Source organism: Streptomyces sp. NPDC044984 (genome assembly GCF_040646935.1).
Taxonomy (GTDB): Bacteria; Actinomycetota; Actinomycetes; order Streptomycetales; family Streptomycetaceae; genus Streptomyces.
Genome location: NZ_JBEZBE010000031.1, coordinates 11,532 through 30,251, shown reverse-complemented (window position 1 = coordinate 30,251; position 18,720 = coordinate 11,532). Strand labels below are relative to the sequence as shown.

The following is an 18,720-nucleotide window of genomic DNA, read 5'->3' as shown; positions in this document are numbered from 1 at the left end:
GGGACATCTCATAAGAGAGACTTATGAGTCCATAGACCGGACCCGCGTACCAGGTAAGGCATGCCTCAGCTTAGGCTTCCCATCGAGTCGCCTGTCATCACTCGAAGGGAACCTGACCATGCCCCGCCCCCTGCGGGTAGCCATCGTCGGATCCGGCCCCGCCGGGATCTACGCCGCCGACGCCCTGCTCAAGTCCGACGTGGCCGCCGAACCGGGCGTGTCCATCGACATCTTCGAGCGCATGCCGGCACCGTTCGGACTGATCCGGTACGGCGTCGCCCCCGACCACCCGCGGATCAAGGGCATCATCACGGCCCTGCACCAAGTGCTCGACAAGCCGCAGATACGGCTGTTCGGCAATGTGGACTACGGCACCGACGTCCACCTCGACGATCTGCGCACGTTCTACGACGGTGTGATCTTCGCCACCGGCGCCACGGCCGACCGCGCGCTGGACGTGCCCGGCATCGACCTCGACGGCTCCTACGGCGCCGCGGACTTCGTCTCCTGGTACGACGGCCACCCGGACGTGCCGCGCACCTGGCCGCTCCAGGCCGAGAAGGTCGCCGTGCTCGGCGTCGGCAACGTCGCCCTCGACGTGGCCCGCATCCTGGCCAAGACGGCCGACGAACTGCTGCCCACCGAGATCCCGCCGAACGTCTACGAGGGCCTGAAGGCCAACAAGGCGGTGGAGATCCACGTCTTCGGCCGCCGCGGCCCGGCGCAGGCGAAGTTCAGCCCGATGGAGCTGCGGGAGCTGGACCACTCCCCCAGCATCGAGGTCATCGTCGACCCCGAGGACATCGACTACGACGACGGTTCGATCGCCACCCGGCGCGGCAACAAGCAGGCCGACATGGTCGCCAAGACCCTGGAGAACTGGGCGATCCGCGACACCGGCGACCGTCCGCACAAGCTGTTCCTGCACTTCTTCGAGTCGCCCACCGAGATCCTCGGCGAGGACGGCAAGGTCGTCGGCCTGCGCACCGAGCGCACCGAACTCGACGGCACCGGCAACGTCAAGGGGACCGGCGAGTTCAAGGACTGGGACGTCAGCGCGGTCTACCGGGCCGTGGGCTACCTCTCCGACAAGCTCCCCAAGCTCCCCTGGGACATCGACTCCGGCACGGTCCCGGACGAGGGCGGGCGCGTCATCCAGGAGACCGGCGAGCACCTGGACTCCACGTACGTCACCGGCTGGATCCGGCGCGGTCCGGTGGGCCTGATCGGCCACACCAAGGGCGACGCCAACGAGACGGTGGGGAACCTGCTGGCGGACTACGCGGGCGGCCGGCTCCAGACGCCCGCGTCGCCGGACCCGGAGGCCGTGGACGCGTTCCTCGCCGAACGCGGCATCCGCTTCACCACCTGGGACGGCTGGTACCGCCTGGACGCCGCCGAGAAGGCACTGGGCGAGCCGCAGGGCCGTGAGCGCGTGAAGCTCGTGGAGCGCGAGGACATGCTGCGCGAGAGCGGCGCCTGACCTCCCGCCCCCGAGGGCCCACCGCCGAGCGCCTGCCAGGTCCGTTCCCCGGACCTGACAGGCGCTCGGCGCGTCCACGGCCGCCGGCGCGCTCACCCCGGAGGGTGAGGACGACGGCGCGTTGTGTACGATCCGACCCTTCACCGGATCACCACATGACCTTCACGGAAGAGTCATGCAGGGGGGATGAGTTCATGCGCATACGCACTGCCGCCGTCGCCACCACCGCCGCGGGCGCGCTGGCCGCGCTGACGGCCGTTCCGGCCCAGGCCGCCGAGTACACCTCCGCACTGAAGGTGCGCGGCATCCAGTACGACGCGCCCGGCAGCGACTCCAACCGGTGCTCCGGGGGCAACACCCACCAGGAGTACCTGACGATCAGGAACTACTCGTCGTCGAAGACGGTCGACCTGAAGGGTTACCTCGTCAAGGACGCCGCCGGGAACAGGTTCGTCTTCACCGCCCATCACCACCTCCAGCCCGGCGACCACGTGAAGCTGCGCGGCGGCAACGGCACCGACTCCGACAAGTACAACGTCGTCTACCGCGACGACTGCAACTTCCTGTGGAACAACGACAAGGACACCGTCCACCTCGTCAAGCCGACGGGCAGCCGGGCCGACGTGCACGCGTACACCGCGCGCGGCTCCGACCCGGACGGCAACGGGTACGTGTCGTTCCACAAGTGATCCGGCGCCCGGCGGTCAGTCCGGGAGGACCAGACGGTCCGTCTCCCCCGGGTGGAGGCGGACCGTGCGGTCCGGGAGGTGGACCTCGATCGGGGAGCGGCCGGAGGAGGGCACGGCGACCTCCAGCAGGCCGTGTTCCAGCCGCAGCCGGACACCCCAGTGACCGTGGTAGCGCAGGGTGAAGCCGTAGGAGGAGAGCTCGGGCAGGGGCACCGGGTCGAGCCACAGGGCTCCGCCGCGGGTCTCCAGACCGGTCAGTCCGCGCTGGACGAGGTCGAGGGTGCCGGCCATGGCGCCGAGGTGGATGCCCTCCCCGGTGGTGCCGCCCTGGATGTCGGCGATGTCCGCCTGGAGGGCCTCCTGGCAGAACTTCCAGGCGTCCGCGCGCCGGGCCCTGGCCAGCACCCAGCCGTGGACCAGGCCGCTGAGGGTGGAGCCGTGGCTGGTGCGGTGCAGGTAGTGGTCGACCGTGCGCCGCCAGGTCCGTTCGTCCAGGCTCATCCCCAGCCTGCGGAAGATCCCCTGGAGTTCGGCGGGCGAGAAGAGGTAGCCCAGCATCAGGACGTCCGCCTGCTTGGACGCCTGGTACCGGTTGACGGTGTCGCCCTCGGCCTCCAGCAGCCGGTCCAGGCGCCGGATGTCGCCGTAGCGGTGCCGGTAGCCCCGCCAGTCGAGCTCGGCGAGTTCGCCGTAGCCCTCGAACTGGCTGATGACGCCGTGGTGGAGGGGGACGTGGAGGGTGCGGGAGACCTCCTCCCACTTCTCCAGCTCCCTCGCGTCCAGTCCGGTCCGCTCGGCCAGTTCCCGGCGGCGCGGCTCGGGCAGGCCGCGCAGCACGTCCAGGGTGCGGGCGAGCACCCAGGCGGCCGTGACATTGGTGTACGCGTTGTCGTCGAGGCCCGGCTCGGCGGCGTCCGGGTAGGCGTCGTGGTACTCGTCGGGGCCGACCACGCCCTTGATGCGGTAGCGGCCCAGCCGGTCGTCGAAGGTGGCGGAGTCCGCCCAGAAGCGGGAGATGTTCAGCAGCATCTCGGCGCCCTTGGTGTGCAGGAACTCCTGGTCGCCGCTGGCCTCGCAGTACTGCCAGACGTTGTACGCGATCGCCGACCCCACGTGGTGCTGGAGGTGGGAGTGGTCGGGCAGCCAGCGGCCGGAGCGGGGGTTGAGGTGCAGCTGCTGGGTCTCCTCCCGGCCGTCGCTGCCGCTCTGCCAGGGGTACATCGCGCCATGGCGCCCGGCGTCCCGGGCGGCGGTGCGGGCGCGCTCCAGACGCCGGTGGCGGTGGTGCAGCAGCGCGCGGGAGATCTCGGGGAAGTGCAGGTTGAGGTAGGGCAGGACGAACAGCTCGTCCCAGAAGACGTGCCCCCGGTACGCCTCGCCGTGCAGCCCCCGGGCCGGGACCCCCACGTCCAGGTCCGCGGTGTGCGGGGAGAGGGTCTGCAGGACGTGGAAGAGGTGCAGCCGCAGGATGCGGCCCGCCTCGCCGGGTACGTCCAGTTCGGCCCGGCGCCACAGCTGGGCCCAGGCCGTCAGGTGCGGCGGGAGCAGCTCGTCGAAGCCGCCCGCCCGGGCCACCCGGTCGACGGCGGCGTGCAGCGGGTCGCTGATCGCGGGATCGCGGGAGGTGTGCAGGGCGACGATCTTGTCGACGGTGACGGTGTCCCCGGCGGCCAGGTCCAGACGGATGCTCTGCAGGGCGCGCGGGCGGTCGTGCCGGTTCGTGACGGGCCCGGGTGCCGTCAGCCGGGCGGCGAGCGCGATCCGGATGTCCGAGGTGCGGGTGCGGCAGCGCAGCCACACCGTGTCCGCGGCGGCCGTGCCGGTGAGCACGTGGGTCAGATGACGGCCGTCCAGCTTCCGGTAGCGCGGCACCCCGGCGTTGGTGACGTCGCCGTCGAGCGCCGCCTCGGTCTCCAGGGGGCCGGAGAAGCCCTCGGCGGTGAACTCCGTGCGCAGGCCCGCCAGATGGGGGTCGGCCATGTGCACGAAGCGGTGCTGGCGCACCAGGAGCGCCCGTCCGGCGCCGAGGCCGTACCGCGTCCTGCGCTCCAGGAGCCCCGAGGACAGGTGCAGGGTCTCACCGTGGTCGAGCACGGGTGCGGTGTCGGGGGTGAGCCAGGGCTCGCCGGGGAGCCGGAAGCGCAGCGGCAGCCAGTTGGGCAGGTTGACCATGTCCTCGTTCTCGACGTGCCGTCCGGCGACCTCGGAGACGAGCCGGTTGTAGACGCCGGCCGCGTACGTGCCCGGGTAGTGCACCTCGTCCGCGGAACACTCCGGCAGCGCGCCCCGGGTGGCGAAGTATCCGTTGCCGAGGGTGCACAGCGACTCCCGCAGGCGCGCGTCGGCGGGATCGTAGCCCTCGTGCTCCCAGGTCCAGCCCGTCACTGCGACGCTCCTCCCGCCGACGGCCGCCGTGCGGCTCCGCGCCGCGGCGGTCCGTCCCGGATCCGTCACCGTCGGTGAGACCCGCGCCGGTCGTGGACGGACGGCCGCCGCGGCCCGCGGCCGACCACCGGAGTACCCGTGGCGGGTGTCCGGCACACACCGGCCGGCGGAAGCCGCCTACCGCTCCCCCACCGGCACGCGCCACAGCAGGGTGGTGCCCCGGCCGGCGGAGCCGGTGACGTCGAACGTGCCGCCCAGGCGTTCCGCGCGTTCGGCCATGTTGCGCAGCCCGCTGCGGCGGCCCCCCTCCGGAACGCCCACGCCGTTGTCCGCGACCGTCAGCCGCACCTCGCGGCCGTCGGTCTCGAGCACCACCTCGGCGCGGTCGGCGCGGGCGTGCCGGGCGATGTTGGTCAGCGCCTCGGAGAGCACGGCCACCAGATGGTCGGCGACCTCCCTGGGGACGTGGGTGTCGATCAGGCCCTCCATCCGCACGCTCGGGGGGAAGCCCAGCACGGGTGCGGCCTCGCCGACCACCCGTACGGCGCGGGCCCGCAGGCCGGTTCCGCCCGCGCCCTCGTCGGCGGGCGAGCGCAGGCCGAAGATGGTCGACCGGATGATCTTGATGGTCTCGTCCAGGTCGTCCACGGCCCGCAGCACCCGCTCCGAGGCCTCCTTGTGCTCGATGAACCGGCCGGCGCTCTGCAGCGTCATGCCGGTGGCGAACAGCCGCTGAATCGCCAGGTCGTGCAGATCGCGGGCGATCCGGTCGCGGTCCTCGAGCACGGCGATCTGCTCGGCGTCCTGGCGGCGTTCCGCCAGCTCCATCGCCACGGCCGCCTGGGCGGCGAACCCCCGCAGCGGTTCGATCTCCTTCTCCGTGAACGCGTTGCGGCCCGCGGCCCGCACCAGCAGGACGATGCCGCGCACGCCCTCGCCCGACCCGATGGGCACGGCGACCGCCGGACCGAGGCCCGGGTACCGCCGGGGGCCCGGGAAGGCCCGGTCGTCGCGCGCGATGTCCGCGCTGATGACGGGAGCGGCACGGGTGAAGGCGCGGCCCAGCAGGCTGTCGCCGACGGGCACAACAAGCCCGCGGTGGGTGTCCGCGCCCTGCCCGATGGCCAGTTCCACGGTCAGGGAGTCGGTGTCGGCCATGGGGACCGCGACCGCTGCGAGGGCGGCCCCGGTGATCTCCCGGGCGCGTTCGGCGATGAGCAGGAGCGCCGCGCCGCGTTCGCTGCCGGACATCAGTCCGTGGGTGATCTCGGCGTTGGCCCGCAGCCACCGCTCGCGCAGCCGGGACTCCTCGTACAGGCGGGCGTTGTCGATGGCGACGCCGGCGGCGACCGCGAGGGTGGACAGGACCGACTCGTCCTCCTCGTCGAAGTGCGCCCCGCCCCGCTTCTCGGTCAGGTACAGGTTGCCGAAGACCTGGTCGCGGACCCGGATGGGGACCCCGAGGAAGGTGTTCATCGGCGGGTGGTGGGGCGGGAACCCGTACGAGGCGGGGTGGTCGGAGAGTTTCGGCACCCGCAGCGGTTCGGGGCGGCGGATCAGCTCGCCGAGGATGCCGTGGCCCTCGGGGTAGTGGCCGATGCGGGCGATCGTCTCCTCGCTGACCCCGACGGTGTGGAAGGCGGACAGCCGCCTGCCGTCCGGGCCGATCACGCCCAGTGCGGCGTACTCCGCGTCCACCAGCGCCGCCGCGGCCTCGACGATGCTGTGCAGCGCCTGCTCCAGGTCGAGTTCCCGGCCGACCGAGAGAACGGCCTCCAGCAGACTGTGCACCCGGTCGCGGGTGCCACGGGCCGCGTCGATCCGCGCCTGGAGCTCCTCCAGCAGCTCGTCGAGCCTCAGCTGCGGTAGCCGTACGCGGGCCTCCCCGTCCCGCTCGGAGCCTGCCACCCGTGTGCCTCCCGTCCCCTCGCCCGCCGCCGTCGCCCGGCGGCCACCCGGTCGGCGCCCCGGTAACGGTCCAGTAAACGTGACGGTACGGCATGGGCCGGGCGGCCGGAGCGGCGGGGACCACGGGCGGGCGGGCGCCCGCTGTGCCGGACGGGCCGGACGGCCCTGTCCCGTCACCGTCCTCCGGGGCCGGAGGTCCCCTTCCGGAGGGACAACGGTCCCGCACTGTCCCCGACGGCCCCGTCACCCCCGGAAACAGGCATGGGGGATTGCTATACAGGTGCTGCCGCCGGTCCGGATCCGCGGTCCAACCCGCTTCCCCCGTCCCGCCCTTGGGAGACTTCATGCTGTCCGAAGAGTCCGCCGCAGTGCTGCGGGCCACCCTGCCCGCCGTGGCCGGGGCGCTCGACGAGATCACCACACGCTTCTACGGCTCGATGTTCCGCGACCGGCCCGAGCTGCTGGACGGCCTGTTCAACCGGGGCAACCAGGCCAGCGGCGCCCAGCGCCGGGCGCTCGCCGGGTCCGTGGCCGGTTTCGCCCGGGCGCTGCTCGATGACCCGAGCACCCGCCCGGACGCCCTGCTGTCCCGGATCGCCCACAAGCACGTGGCGGTCGGGATCACCGACGACCAGTACACGATCGTGCACAAGTACCTGTTCGGCGCGATCGCCGAGGTGCTGGGCGACGCCGTGACGCCCGAGGTCGCCGCCGCCTGGGACGAGGTGTACTGGCTGATGGCCGGCGCCCTCATCGCGCGGGAGGCGCGCCTGTACCACGAAGCCGGTGTCGCACCGGGCGACATCTGGCGCCGCTGGACGGTCGTCGAACGCCATGAGGAGACGGACGACGTGGTGTCGTTCCTGCTGCGCCCCGCCGACGGCGAACCCGCCCCGCCGGCCCGGGCGGGCCAGTACGTCAGCGTGCGGCTGCTCATGCCCGACGGGGTGCACCAGCTGCGCCAGTACAGCCTGTCCTCCGACCCCGGGGACGATCTGCGCCGCATCACCGTCAAGCGGGTCGCGGGAGCGGACGGCGCACCGGACGGCGAGGTCTCCCACCTGCTGCACGAGCGGACCGGCACCGGGGACGAGCTCATGCTGTCCGTGCCCGCCGGGGACGTGGCGCTCGACGAGGCCGGCACCCCGCTGGTCCTGGTCTCGGCCGGCATCGGCTGCACCCCGATGCTGGGCATGCTCGCCCGGCTGGCCGCCACCGGCTCCACCCGGCGGGTGCTCGTCCTGCACGCCGACGGCTCGCCCGGCGAGCACGCCCTGCGCACCGAGACCCGCGAGGCGGTGGACTCGCTGCCCGACGCGGAGGCGGTCTTCTGGTACGAGCGTCCCGGCCCCGAGGAGCCCGGCGCCCGCGGTGGCCTGATGGACCTCTCGGGGATCGACGTGCCGGCGGACGCGACGGTGTACCTGTGCGGCCCGCTGCCGTTCATGCGTGCCGTGCGCGGCAGGCTGCTCGGCGCCGGGGTGCCCGCCCGCTCCCTCCACTACGAGGTCTTCGGCCCCGATCTGTGGCTCCCGGAGGCGGCCTGACCGCCCCGGGCCCTTCACGCCCTCGGCGGCGCGAAGGGCCCGGACGGCGGATCAGACCTCGAGCTCGGCCTCGATGCGACGCAGTTGGTGCCGTGCCATCGCCAGGTTGGCCCGGCCCGCGTCGAGCACCAGGTACAGGAAGAGGCCGTTCCCGCCCCGCCCCTTGAGCAGGCGGATCAGGTGGTACTGGCTGCTCAGGGTGATCAGGATGTCCTCGATCTCCTCGTTCAGGCCCAGGTGCTCCATGGTGCGCAGCTTGGACCGTACGACGTCGGTGTTGCCCGCGGCGGCGACCTCCAGGTTGAAGTCCTTGCCGCCGCCCAGCGTGCCGAGGGCCATGCCGCTGGTGTAGTCGACGAGTGCGGCGGCCGTCGCGCCGTCGATGGAGCTGAGGCATTCCTTGAGCGAGGTCTCGGTGTTGGCCATGGGACGTGATCCTTTCGGTCGTGACGGGTGATTCGGGCCGGCCGCCGGGTCGTGCGGAGGCGTCCGGCCGGAGGGGAAAGCCGGGGGTCAGCCGCCGGGCTGGGGCCGGGGCCGGTGTACGGGCCGCTGCGGGGTCCGCACCGGGAGGGTGCCGATGGGCCGGGCCGGGTCCTGGGCCGGCGCGGGGGTCTCCCGGACCGCGAGCCGGTCGGCGTGCCGCCCTCCCCCGGGGCCGATGTGGGTGTCCACGAGCTCCGCGATCCGGGCGCCGCCGCGCCGTCCCTCCAGGTGCAGCCGGCCCACGTTGACCCGGTCGTCGGCGAGGAGGGTGAGGACGGCGGTGGTGCCGGCCGCGTAGGTGGCGACGTAGCCCCGGCTGCCGCGCACCAGGAGCTCGCGGAACTCGCCGCGGGCGGCGGCGTCCGCCATGCGGTACGCGACGCCGAGCGCGGCGGCGGTGAGCGCGGCCAGCCCTTCCGGTTCGGTGTCGGGGACGTCGTGGGCGAGGACGAGTCCGTCGACGGTGGCCGCGAGGGAGCCCGTCAGCCGGGGTACGCGGGTGCGGAGCCGACGCAGTTCGTCCAGCACGTCGGTCTCGACGGCCATGAGCAGTCTCCTTTCGGCACGCTGTCGGCGCGCGCGGATCACAGTGCCTCCAAGGCGTCCAGGAGCCGTCTCAGCAGCGCTGTGTCGGGCTCGTCCCACGCCGCGCCGCCCGCGTCGGGGACGGCGTGGACGGGCGTGGCGGGCGGGGGTGGCGCGGGGGCGACCAGTCCGCCGGCGGCCAGGCGGCGCAGTTCGACGAGGGTGTGAAAAGTACGGTGGGCGAGGTCCGCGGCGATCTGTGCGGCGGTGCGGGCGCCGTCGACCCGCGCGAGGACGCGGGCGCGGCGCGGCGGCAGTTCGGCGGGCGGGGCACCGGGCACGCGGGTGAGCGGAGCGGTGTCGACGGCCGGGTCGGGCCAGATGCGGTGCAGCAGGTCGCGGCGGCGCCGTGACTCGCCGAGCACGGTCGCCACCGGGACGGGGCGGACCGCGCCGAGCCAGTGCGCGGCTCCGGGGCGGAAGCGGAGCGTGGCGCCGTCGTGGGCGAGCGCGAAGTACGCCGCGTCGAACAGGGCGCCCAGATGGCACAGTTCCAGCGCCCCGGCGGTGAGACGCCCGCTGTCCACCAGCTGGTGGCCGACGCGGTGCACCGCCCCCGCCCGTTCGACGGCGTCCCACCAACCGGCCGGGGCGACGGCGCCGCTGCGGGTGAGCAGGTCGCCGAGGTCGGGGCTGTAGGCGGACTCCACGTGGACGACGCGTCCGGCCGAGAGGTAGAAGATCCCGGACTCCGTGGAGAGCGCGCCGGTGGCGTGGTCGGCCGCGAGGGTGCCGAGCAGTTCCGGCGCGGTGGTGCCGGTGCACGCCGTGGTCATCCGAGCACCAGCCGGTCCGCCATCTCGGCCAGCCGGATCCGGGCCAGGGCGAGGTTGCCGTCGGCGCGGTCGAGCCAGAGGTACAGGAACACCGTGCTGTCGAAGGTCGTGACGACGAAGCGCAGGAGGTGGTACGCGTCGGCGGTGGTGAGGATCAGGTCGTCGACGGGTGGTTCCTTGCCCGCCCCGGCCCGGCCGCCGTCGGCGGGCGCGAGGGTGCCGCTCTCCATGGCCAGGCGGGCGAGTTCGGCGGTCTCCGCGGCCGTGGCCTCCGCGTCCTCGCCGGGCGCCTCGCCCACCGCCCCCAGGGCGAGCCCGCTGATCCAGTCGACCACCAGGGCACCGCGCGCCCCCGGCAGGCGCATGGCTTCCAGCAGGCTCTCGTCGATTCCGGGCACGCCGGATCCCCCTTCTCGCACGGCTGTACCGCGAACGTGACGTCGACGCTACGGTGTGTGCTCGACCGTGGTGAGGGCTTTGGCTTTTTCCGGTGGAATATGCGACAGGGGTGGTGCTCCCCTGGTAAGGTCCGGGCTTTTGCCGCCGGAACAGCCGCCGGAACGAGGGGCCGTCCGGCCGGGCGCGGGCAGGGCCGGCCTCGGTGCGGATGGCGGGCCGGCCCTGCCCGCGGGACCCATGGTGGCGGGGATCAGGTCACCGGGACCACGGGTGAACCCCTGTCATCACGTGTGCGCCGCGCACACCCCGCGTGCGCCCCGCGCGCGACACGCCGTCGGGCGGTACCCGGCGTCGTCCCGCCGGCCGGCGGCGACGATACTGGCAGGAGCACGTGCCCCCGCTCACCACTGGACCCATGCAGACCTCCACCACCGCCCTCCCCATCAGCCCTCCCACGGTCTGGTCGACCCGCGGCCGCCACACCGGAACGGCGGCCGACACGGTGCTCCGACGCACCCTGCGCCGGCTCAAGGACAACGGGGACATCGACGACTTCCTGGAACTCCCCGCGTCCGGGACCGCTCCTGACGTGGTGTTCGAGTCCCGGAGGCGGGTCGCCGGCGAGGTCACCGTGCGCGCCCGGCTGAGCCTCGCGCCCGGCACGGACGCGGGCCGGGACTGGCTCCTGGTCGCCGAGGCGGAGCAGCCCTGGGACCCCTCCTGGCCGTCCCCGGTGGGCATGTTCTGGCCGTCGGAGCCGGACGCCGGGTGGAACGCCGACCCGGCGACGGGACTGCGGCCGGGCAGGATCAATCCGCTTCCCGAGGACGACAAGGCCGTACGGCGGCTGCTGCGCGACTGCGCGCGCGACGCGTGGTACGTCCATGTCGTCGTCCATGAGGCCATGACCACGGACGAGCGCGGCCGGGTGCCGCTCGCGCGCTGGCTGCCGCCGGGGCTGCGGGACCGGGTGGTGGAGCACCGGGCCACGCCCCAGCAGTCGCGGGTGACGAACTGGGCGCTGCGGGAGTTCGGGGTGGAGGTTCCGCGCGGGGGCGCGGTGGTGCTGCCCGGCAGCCCGGCCCCGGAGGGTTACGACGCCGACGCCTTCGCCGTACGCGCGGTGTTCCTGGACGGCACGGAACCGGTCGACCTCGTGGCGGCGGTGTCCCGGTACGACGCGCTGCCGCGCGCGCTGCCGGACGGGGCGCGGGACGCGCTGACGGCGCTGCGGGAGGAGTGGCGCCTGCTGACGACGGAGGAGGAACTCGCCCGCGAGCGGGCGCTGGTGGCGATGTACGCCGAGGCGCTGGAGGCGATGACGAAGTCCCGGGACCTCTACCGTGAGGCCGCGGAACGCGCCCACGAGGCGCTGGCCGCGTACCAGGAGACGGCCGGGCCCCGGGGCACCGGACAGCCGCCCGCGCCCCGGACCCCCGCGCCCTCCCCCCTCCAGCACCTGACGCGCACCCTGGAACGCCTCAAGGCCGGCGGCAGAACCCGCCGTCCCGCCCCCGAGGACCCGGAACACGGGCCGGCCGCGTCCGGCCGCTAGGGGGATCGGCCGGCCCACCTCGCGCGGGTCACCGGGCGCCTGCCCCCTGGTCCTGGTAGGAGGCGGCCCTGGTGGCCATCAGGGTGCCGTTGGCGGCCGGGTCCTGCGGCACGGGGAGCACCTTCTCACTGCTGCACATCAGCTGGACCTTGCCCGCCGAGGCCAGGGTCACGACTCCGGTGGCGCTCAGTGACGCCTCGTTGTAGCCGCTGCCCCGGGGCGTCGCCATCATGGGGCCACCCGTGACCTGGCAGTACGCCTTGTCCGCGTACATCAGATGGGCGGAACCGGTCAGGGTGTAGGTCCCGCGGGGAGCGACAGGGCGACGACCTGCGTCTTGGTCGCGCCGATCGAGCTCACCGCTTCGGCCTTGTGGACATCACCCGGGGCCGCGGCCGCGGCGGCCTGCTGGGAAGCGCTCGCGGTGGCTCCCGCGCAGGCGACTCCCGGCGCGGCGACGGCGACGGCGGACATCGCGACGGATCTGGACCTGACGATCTTGCGCATGACTCATTGCCCCCTCAGCGAGTTCTGGATCAACGAGCGTCAAAGTACAGGCCGCACAGGTCCGTCGAGGGCCGCGGAGAACAAGCGATCGAACCGCCATCCGGACGTAGGTCCTGTTGCCGCACTGTTCACCGGCCCCGTGTTTCGCGTGACGGTCCGGCACGTGATCGGCAAGACGCCCCGGCGGCGCGCGGCGCCTCGGCCACGGCGTGCGCGCGAGGAGGGTGACGAAGGGAAAGTGGTCGCGATCGGCTCCGCGGGAAGGTCCCTGACCATTTCCGGTACCCCCGCCACTCGGTTGAGCCATCGGGACGACCTGCGACGATCCGGCGTTTCGCGCGGATTTCGCGGGGCACCGGACGCGTGCGCGCATGGCCGGTCCCGGCCGCCATACCGGCGCCGCGAGCGGGAATCCGCTCAGTGCAGGCCGTGTCGCGGCGAGGCCGCGGCATGTCACGGGAGGAGGGCGGTCCGTTGGAGACGACCACCGTGGTGCTCGTCGCCGCCGCGGTCCTCGCGGCCGTGGTGCTGGCCGGCGCCGTCGCCGTCCTGGTCCGGCTGGTGCGCACGCGGCGTGAGTTGCGTCACGCCGGTCTGCCCACGGGGCCCCGCTGGGTGTTCTGGGGCGCGGTCCTCTATCTGGTGCTGCCTGCCGATCTGCTGCCCGATCCGGTCTATCTGGACGACATCGGCGTGCTCCTGCTCGCTCTGCGCACCATGCGAGGTTCCTCCGGCGCCCGGGCTCCCGGAGCGCCCTTCCGGCGGGACGGCCGACGACCCGCCGATGATTACGCTCCGTAAGGAAACCAACCACCCGTTCGATTCGTATAAGTCTCTGGAAGCCAAAAGAAGTCGGCGGACCAAGCGACGGCGCACAGCGGGCCGTTGCCTGCTCGGCGCAGCACCGACGAGGGAGAGACGATGCAACCGTTCGCGCTCAACTACGCACGTCCGGCGGTGGAGTTGGCCGTTGCCACTCCGTACGCGTATGACTCCGGACTGCAGTTGAACGTACTCGGCGACGGACGGATCGCGGCCTGCGACCACGCGCTGTTGCGCGAGGCGGGGACGACGACGTCCACCGCGGGTTCCAAGACCCACTTCGACGACTGAACGCGGACCGTGAACCATGACCGTGCTGATCCTCACCTGTGAGGAGGATGTGACCGCCGACATGGTGGTCGTCCATCTGAACGGCTCCGGCGTGCCGGTGGTGCGCCTCGATCCCGCCGATCTGACGGACGGCGTCTCGCTGTCCGGCGAGTACGTCCACGGCCGCTTCCGCGGTCACCTGTCCGCCGGGGGGAGGCTGGTGAGCATCGGCGGGCTGCGGTCCGTGTGGGTGCGCCGGCCCGGCACGCCGGCCGGGCGCGCGCCGCAGCCGTCCGCGTGGCTGTCCGAGGAGGCGTCGCAGGCGCTCTACGGCATGCTGCGCGGCTGTGACGCACGCTGGATGAACCATCCGGACGCGGCCCGGCAGGCCCGCCACAAGCCGTGGCAGCTGCGGCTGGCCCAGCGCTGCGGCCTGCCCGTGCCGGCCACGGTGATCACCACGTTCCCCCGTGCCGCGCGGGAGTTCGCGGAGCGCTTCCCGGACCTGGTGGTCAAGCCGGTGTCGGGGGCGCATCCGCAGGACCCGCCGCGGGCGGTGCCGACCAGCCGGGTGGCGCCGGACACGGACTTCTCCGCGGTCGCGTTCGGGCCGACACTGCTGCAGCGGCGGATCGCCAAGCGGGCCGACATCCGGCTCACCGCAGTGGGCGAGCGGTTGCTGGCGGCCCGCAAGGCGACGCGGCCGGACGCGGATCCGGAGGAGGTGGACGTGCGTTTCGCCGCTCCCGGGTCGCCCTGGGAGCCGGTCGAGGTCCCGGCGCGCACCGCCGACGCCGTACACGCGTATCTACGCCGGTCCGAACTGGCGTACGGCGCTTTCGACTTCGCCGAGGACGCCGACGGGACCTGGTGGTTCCTGGAGTGCAACCAGTCGGGGCAGTTCGGGTTCGTGGAGGTGGAGACGGGGCAGCCGATCGCCCGGACCATCGCCGAGTGGCTGTCCCGTCCCGTCCCCGACGAACCCGCCGAGCTCGACGAGGCGGGCAGCACGGTGCGGTGAGGGGGCCGTCACCGCGCGGGGCTCAGTGCGACCGCGGTCCCGGCAGCAGGGCGGTGCGCTGCCAGCCGTTGCCCGGGGAGTGCGGCCGGTCGAGACCGGGGGCGTAACCGGGGGACCGCAGGGGCCGCATGACCAGCTCCAGCTCCCTGCTCACGCGTTCGGCCTCGTGGCGCACCTGTGCGGGCACGTCGCCGCACTCCGCGATGAGTCGGTCGTAGATGGGGGAATCCTGGAACACCCGTCAACGTGCCTTTCTGCTCGTCGGCCCCGATGCGGGACGCGACTGCAGAGTCTAGGCGGCCGACCACCCTGAAGGAGGAATTCCCCGGCACAACGGAATACAGAACGGACGCTCCGGAAGTGCGGAACAGATCGGGCACACCGGGCGGCCCCGGCGGTCAGGCACCCGTCGTCGAGCCGGGGCGGACGATCATCAGGACGGTGACGGTCGCCCACAGCAGGTTGAACACCCCGGTGTACATGGCGAGTTGCACCGTGTTCCGCCGGTCGACGGGCCGACTCTCGCTCAACTGTTCGATGATGTCGTCCTGCCGGGGCAGCACGAAGGCGAGCAGGACTCCTGCGGCGGCCGCGGTGAGGCCGATCGAGGTGACGAGCCAGCCGTCGTCCAGGACCCCCATCGCCAGGGCGGTGGCGAGACCGAGGACGGGCACCGCGATCCCCATCCGGGCGTAGACCCGGCAGATGCGGTGGAGCAGCGTGACGGTGGTCACGGCCGTCGCGGCGGGCCCGTTCCCCTCCGCGGGGAGGGCGCGGCGCACGGCCGGCGGGAACATGCTGGCCGCGACGGTGACGGGACCGACGGCGATGATGGCGGCCAGGACGTGGAGGGACAGCAGGAGCTTGGTCACCGGGACTCTTTCCATGGTGTGATCAGCGGTGCCGGGCTCACGTTAGGGGCCCGCCTGGCGATCACCCAGAGGCTGGAACGACAGGTTCCAACGGGTTCCCGCCAACACCGTTCACCACGGCTCACGCACGTCATCGTCCCGACGCCCCGGTTCCGGCGGGTGGCGGGAATCCGCCTATCGTGGCGGTCATGCACTCCGTGGCGATTCTGGTTCTCGATGGGGTCGTGCCGTTCGACATGGCGGCGCCCCTGCAGGTCTTCGACTGGACGCGGCTGCCCGACGGCCGCCGTCCCTACCGGGTCCGGCTGTGCGCCGAGCGGCCGGAGGTGCTCGCGGACGGCGGTTTCACCCTGCGCGTCGAGCGCGGGCTCCAGGCACTGGCGGACGCCGACACCGTCATCGTCCCGGGCCGCGCCGAGGGCGCTCCCCCGCCCTCGCCCGCCGTGCTCGCGGCGCTGCGCGAGGCGGCCGCGGCGGGCACCCGGATCGCCTCGGTGTGCGTGGGCGCGTTCGTGCTGGCGGAGGCCGGGCTGCTGGACGGCCTGCGCGCCACCACGCACTGGGTGGCCGCCGGGCAGCTCGCCCGGGCCTTCCCGGACGTGGACGTGCAGCCGGACGTGCTCTACGTCGACAACGGGCAGATCCTCACCTCGGCCGGCGCCGCCGCCGCGCTGGACATGTGCCTGCACATGATCCGCCGGGACCTGGGCTCGGCCGTGGCCGCGAACGCCGCCCGGATGTCGGTGATGCCGCTGGAACGGGAGGGCGGACAGGCCCAGTTCATCGTGCACGAGCACCCGCCCGTGCCCCGCGGGTCGGATCTGGAACCGCTGCTGGAATGGGTCGAGGACAACCTGGCGCACGAGGTCACCCTCAAGGCGATGGCGGCGCGCGCCGGCATGAGCGAGCGCACCTTCAGCCGCCGGTTCCGTGAGCAGACGGGCACCACGCCGTTGCAGTGGCTGCTGCGGGCGCGGGTGCGGCGCGCCCAGTACCTGCTCGAGAACAGCGACCACACGGTCGAACGGATCGCCCAGCAGGCCGGGTTCGGTTCCCCCACGGCGTTCCGCGAGCGGTTCCGCAAGGTGGTGGGCACCACGCCGTACGCCTACCGCTCCACGTTCCACGGACGGCGCGCCGCCACCGCGGCCGACGGGTGACCGGATGAGCGGCCCGCCGGCTCAGACGGCCAGGGACAGACCGCTCTCCCCGTCCGCCTCCGGGGTCCGGCCGGCCGCGCGCCGCGCCCGGTCGAGGAGGGCGTCCGCCAGGGCGATGGCGTCGTGGACGCCGGACGTCCCCATCATCACGCAGAGCGTGTGGCTGACGTCCTCCAGTTCACGCGCCGCCGCCGGCGAATGCCGTTCCGCCTGAGCTATCCGCAGCGTCGCGTACCGCGTCAGCAGCCGTCTGACGACCTTCGGGTCCGGTACGAGCACGAAGCGCCCCTTTCTGGTTTTCGCTGCGTATGCCCGGACCGGGCGGAAGCACTCACCCCCCATGCTCGACTGACCGAAATTGACCGAAAACCGTCGCACCCTGACCGCGGTCAGGCCACCTGGCCGCTGTGCAGCGCCGTGTACGCCCCTCCCCGGCGCAGCAGTTCCTCGTGGGTGCCGATCTCCTGGATCCGGCCGTCCGCCATCACCACGATCCGGTCGGCACCGCGCACGGTGGACAGCCGGTGCGCCACCACGAACGTGGTGCGCCCGCGCAGCAGCCGGGCGAGGGCCTCCTGCACCAGCGCCTCCGAGCGGGTGTCGAGGGCCGAGGTCGCCTCGTCCAGGACCAGTACCTTGGGGTCCCGGATCAGCGCGCGGGCGATGGCGAGCCGCTGGCGCTGCCCGCCGGAGAGCCGGGCGCCGCGCTCCCCGACGAGGGTGTCGAGGCCCTGGGGCAGCCGGTCGACGAACTCCAGCGCGTTGGCGTCGCGCAGCGCGGCCCGTACCGTCTCCTCGTCGGCGTCGTCCATGCCGTAGGCGACGTTCTCCCGGACGGTGCCGTCGAACAGGATCGACTCCTGGGGCACCACGGACAGGAAGCGCCGGTAGGTGCGCAGGTCGAGGCCGTTCATGTCGGTGCCGTCGAGCAGCAGCCGGCCGGAGGTCGGGCGGATGAAGCCGATGACCAGGTTGAGCACGGTGGACTTGCCCGCCCCGGAGGCGCCGACGAGCGCGATGGTCTCGCCCGGGGCGACGTCGAGGGTGAAGTCGCGCACGGCGGGGCGCCCGTCGGTCTCGTACGCGTGGCCGACGCCCTCGAAGGTGATCGCGCCGCGCAGCCCGTCGACCTCCGCCTTGCCCTCGTTGTCCTCCAGCTCGGGGGCCTGGAGGACCTCGCCGACCGAGCGGACGGACTCCAGTCCCTTGGTGATGACCGGGGCCAGTCCCGCCAGCGTGGTCGTGGAGTTGGTGAGCGTGGTCAGGAAGGCGCTGAGCATCACGACGTCGCCGGCGGTGACGCCCCAGACGTCGTAGTACGAGATGAGGGCCGCGCCGGCCAGCACCAGCACGCCGATGACGTTGAGGACGACCCAGGCCAGCGAGCCGAACCGGCCGTTGACCAGGTCCAGGCGCATTCCGGAGGTGAGCAGCCGGTCCAGGGTGCCGTTCATCCGGCGCAGCGCCTTGCCCTCCAGGCCGTGGGCGCGGGTGACGGGGATCAGCCGGGTCATCTCCGTCACCCGGGAGGAGAGCGCCTCCACCTCGTGGCGGAAGTGCTCGTTGTGCGTGCGCAGCCGGGCCCGCAGCTTGGCGACGAGCAGGGCGGCGGCGGGCACGACGATCAGGAAGACGGGGAGGAACTCGGGGGTGCGGATCGCGATGATGACGAGCCCGCCGGTGAGGACGGTGAGCGCGCCGAGCCCGTTCTCCGCGGTCTGCTGCACCATCTGCTCGACGGTCTCCACGTCCCGCACGACCTTGGCCTGGAGCACGCCGGCGCTGACGCGGGAGTGGTAGCCGATGGAGAGCTGCTGCATGCGGGTGCACAGCGCGGAGCGCAGGGCGGTGCCCATGCGGCGGACGCTGCCGTACAGCAGCCGGACGTACAGCACGTGCAGCGGGTAGTTGACCAGCAGGATGAACATGATGACGCCGGTGCTGGTCCACAGCCGGGATATCGGCTGGTGCTGCACGACGGTGTCGATGATGGACGCGGTGATCAGCGGCAGCAGCCAGACCGGGCTGTGCTTGACCGTGAAGACGCCGACCGCGGCGGCGAGCCGGCCGCGGTCGGCGCGGAACAGATAGGCGAGGGTGCGGATCGGGTGCTCGCCGCGGTAGCGGTGGTCGAGCGGTCTTTCCAGCGACGACGCCATGGGTGGTGGTCCTCCCCTGTGACTTTCTTTAGCAAGCGCTTTCTGCGCCCGCGCGCCAGGAGTACACCAGGGCACGCGGGTGCCCGCCCCGGCGCC

20 protein-coding genes are annotated in these 18,720 nt (G+C 73.0%); 8 read left to right on the top strand and 12 right to left on the bottom strand.

The annotated features are described in order from the left end of the window. The first annotated feature begins 118 nt into the window (after nucleotides 1-118). Nucleotides 119-1,483, top strand: coding sequence for an FAD-dependent oxidoreductase (locus AB0A94_RS28915; protein ID WP_361748852.1), 1,365 nt, complete (start codon nucleotides 119-121; stop codon nucleotides 1,481-1,483). Between the two features lie 194 nt (nucleotides 1,484-1,677). Further along, nucleotides 1,678-2,172: a lamin tail domain-containing protein gene (locus AB0A94_RS28910; RefSeq protein ID WP_361748851.1), complete on the top strand. Its 495-nt coding sequence runs from the start codon at nucleotides 1,678-1,680 to the stop codon at nucleotides 2,170-2,172. A 15-nt stretch (nucleotides 2,173-2,187) separates the two neighbouring features. On the opposite strand, the gene AB0A94_RS28905 is transcribed toward AB0A94_RS28910, so the two are convergent. Both AB0A94_RS28905 and AB0A94_RS28900 read right to left on the bottom strand, forming a co-directional pair. Beyond that, nucleotides 2,188-4,557 carry a glycosyl hydrolase family 65 protein gene (locus AB0A94_RS28905; RefSeq protein WP_361748850.1) on the bottom strand — a complete coding sequence of 790 codons (2,370 nt, stop codon included), beginning with the start codon at nucleotides 4,555-4,557 and terminating at the stop codon, nucleotides 2,188-2,190. Nucleotides 4,558-4,734: 177 nt separating this feature from the next. After that, nucleotides 4,735-6,465 (bottom strand): GAF domain-containing sensor histidine kinase, encoded by a 1,731-nt coding sequence (locus AB0A94_RS28900; protein ID WP_361748849.1) that lies wholly within the window; start codon nucleotides 6,463-6,465, stop codon nucleotides 4,735-4,737. Nucleotides 6,466-6,809: 344 nt separating this feature from the next. On the opposite strand from AB0A94_RS28900, the gene AB0A94_RS28895 reads away from it, so the two are divergent. Beyond that, a complete protein-coding gene (locus AB0A94_RS28895; protein ID WP_361748847.1) occupies nucleotides 6,810-8,012 on the top strand; it encodes a globin domain-containing protein in 1,203 nt (400 codons plus the stop codon). Nucleotides 8,013-8,063: 51 nt separating this feature from the next. On the opposite strand, the gene AB0A94_RS28890 is transcribed toward AB0A94_RS28895, so the two are convergent. The 4 genes from AB0A94_RS28890 to AB0A94_RS28875 form a co-directional block, all read right to left on the bottom strand. After that, nucleotides 8,064-8,438, bottom strand: coding sequence for a hypothetical protein (locus tag AB0A94_RS28890; RefSeq protein ID WP_217134164.1), 375 nt, complete (start codon nucleotides 8,436-8,438; stop codon nucleotides 8,064-8,066). An 87-nt stretch (nucleotides 8,439-8,525) separates the two neighbouring features. Further along, on the bottom strand, nucleotides 8,526-9,044 hold the full coding sequence (locus tag AB0A94_RS28885) for a roadblock/LC7 domain-containing protein (RefSeq protein ID WP_361748846.1): 519 nt from the start codon (nucleotides 9,042-9,044) through the stop codon (nucleotides 8,526-8,528). Nucleotides 9,045-9,082: 38 nt separating this feature from the next. Next, a complete protein-coding gene (locus AB0A94_RS28880) occupies nucleotides 9,083-9,859 on the bottom strand; it encodes a hypothetical protein (protein ID WP_361748845.1) in 777 nt (258 codons plus the stop codon). Beyond that, nucleotides 9,856-10,257 carry a hypothetical protein gene (locus AB0A94_RS28875; RefSeq protein WP_361748844.1) on the bottom strand — a complete coding sequence of 134 codons (402 nt, stop codon included), beginning with the start codon at nucleotides 10,255-10,257 and terminating at the stop codon, nucleotides 9,856-9,858. Before AB0A94_RS28875 ends, AB0A94_RS28880 begins: the two co-directional genes overlap by 4 nt. A 416-nt stretch (nucleotides 10,258-10,673) precedes the next feature. On the opposite strand from AB0A94_RS28875, the gene AB0A94_RS28870 reads away from it, so the two are divergent. Continuing rightward, the gene (locus AB0A94_RS28870) at nucleotides 10,674-11,813 is read left to right on the top strand and encodes a hypothetical protein (protein WP_361748843.1); all 1,140 of its coding nucleotides are present in this window, start codon (nucleotides 10,674-10,676) and stop codon (nucleotides 11,811-11,813) included. 28 nt (nucleotides 11,814-11,841) lie between these two features. Here the strand turns inward: AB0A94_RS28870 and AB0A94_RS28865 are convergent, their stop codons facing one another. Further along, the gene (locus AB0A94_RS28865; RefSeq protein WP_361748842.1) at nucleotides 11,842-12,087 is read right to left on the bottom strand and encodes a hypothetical protein; all 246 of its coding nucleotides are present in this window, start codon (nucleotides 12,085-12,087) and stop codon (nucleotides 11,842-11,844) included. A gap of 17 nt (nucleotides 12,088-12,104) precedes the next feature. Next, nucleotides 12,105-12,320, bottom strand: coding sequence for a hypothetical protein (locus AB0A94_RS28860; RefSeq protein ID WP_361748841.1), 216 nt, complete (start codon nucleotides 12,318-12,320; stop codon nucleotides 12,105-12,107). A 474-nt stretch (nucleotides 12,321-12,794) separates the two neighbouring features. Here AB0A94_RS28860 and AB0A94_RS28855 point away from each other — a divergent pair, with 474 nt between their 5' ends. The 3 genes from AB0A94_RS28855 (at nucleotide 12,795) to tgmB (ending at nucleotide 14,433) form a co-directional block, all read left to right on the top strand. After that, nucleotides 12,795-13,121: a YkvA family protein gene (locus AB0A94_RS28855; RefSeq protein ID WP_361748840.1), complete on the top strand. Its 327-nt coding sequence runs from the start codon at nucleotides 12,795-12,797 to the stop codon at nucleotides 13,119-13,121. A gap of 120 nt (nucleotides 13,122-13,241) precedes the next feature. Further along, nucleotides 13,242-13,433 carry a putative ATP-grasp-modified RiPP gene (gene tgmA, locus AB0A94_RS28850; protein ID WP_030821244.1) on the top strand — a complete coding sequence of 64 codons (192 nt, stop codon included), beginning with the start codon at nucleotides 13,242-13,244 and terminating at the stop codon, nucleotides 13,431-13,433. A 16-nt stretch (nucleotides 13,434-13,449) separates the two neighbouring features. Next, nucleotides 13,450-14,433, top strand: a complete 984-nt coding sequence (gene tgmB, locus AB0A94_RS28845; RefSeq protein WP_361748839.1) for an ATP-grasp ribosomal peptide maturase — start codon at nucleotides 13,450-13,452, stop codon at nucleotides 14,431-14,433. Nucleotides 14,434-14,455: 22 nt separating this feature from the next. Here the strand turns inward: tgmB and AB0A94_RS28840 are convergent, their stop codons facing one another. Continuing rightward, entirely contained in the window at nucleotides 14,456-14,671 is a 216-nt protein-coding gene (locus AB0A94_RS28840) for a hypothetical protein (protein ID WP_361748838.1), read from the bottom strand. 160 nt (nucleotides 14,672-14,831) lie between these two features. Beyond that, nucleotides 14,832-15,305, bottom strand: a complete 474-nt coding sequence (locus tag AB0A94_RS28835) for a hypothetical protein (protein WP_361748837.1) — start codon at nucleotides 15,303-15,305, stop codon at nucleotides 14,832-14,834. 188 nt (nucleotides 15,306-15,493) lie between these two features. On the opposite strand from AB0A94_RS28835, the gene AB0A94_RS28830 reads away from it, so the two are divergent. Then, a complete protein-coding gene (locus AB0A94_RS28830; RefSeq protein ID WP_361748836.1) occupies nucleotides 15,494-16,465 on the top strand; it encodes a helix-turn-helix domain-containing protein in 972 nt (323 codons plus the stop codon). A 21-nt stretch (nucleotides 16,466-16,486) separates the two neighbouring features. Here AB0A94_RS28830 and AB0A94_RS28825 read toward each other — a convergent pair whose 3' ends face one another. Then, nucleotides 16,487-16,744: a DUF5133 domain-containing protein gene (locus tag AB0A94_RS28825; protein WP_361748835.1), complete on the bottom strand. Its 258-nt coding sequence runs from the start codon at nucleotides 16,742-16,744 to the stop codon at nucleotides 16,487-16,489. A 110-nt stretch (nucleotides 16,745-16,854) separates the two neighbouring features. Then, nucleotides 16,855-18,624 (bottom strand): ABC transporter ATP-binding protein, encoded by a 1,770-nt coding sequence (locus tag AB0A94_RS28820; RefSeq protein WP_361748834.1) that lies wholly within the window; start codon nucleotides 18,622-18,624, stop codon nucleotides 16,855-16,857. Between the last annotated feature and the right edge of the window lie 96 nt (nucleotides 18,625-18,720).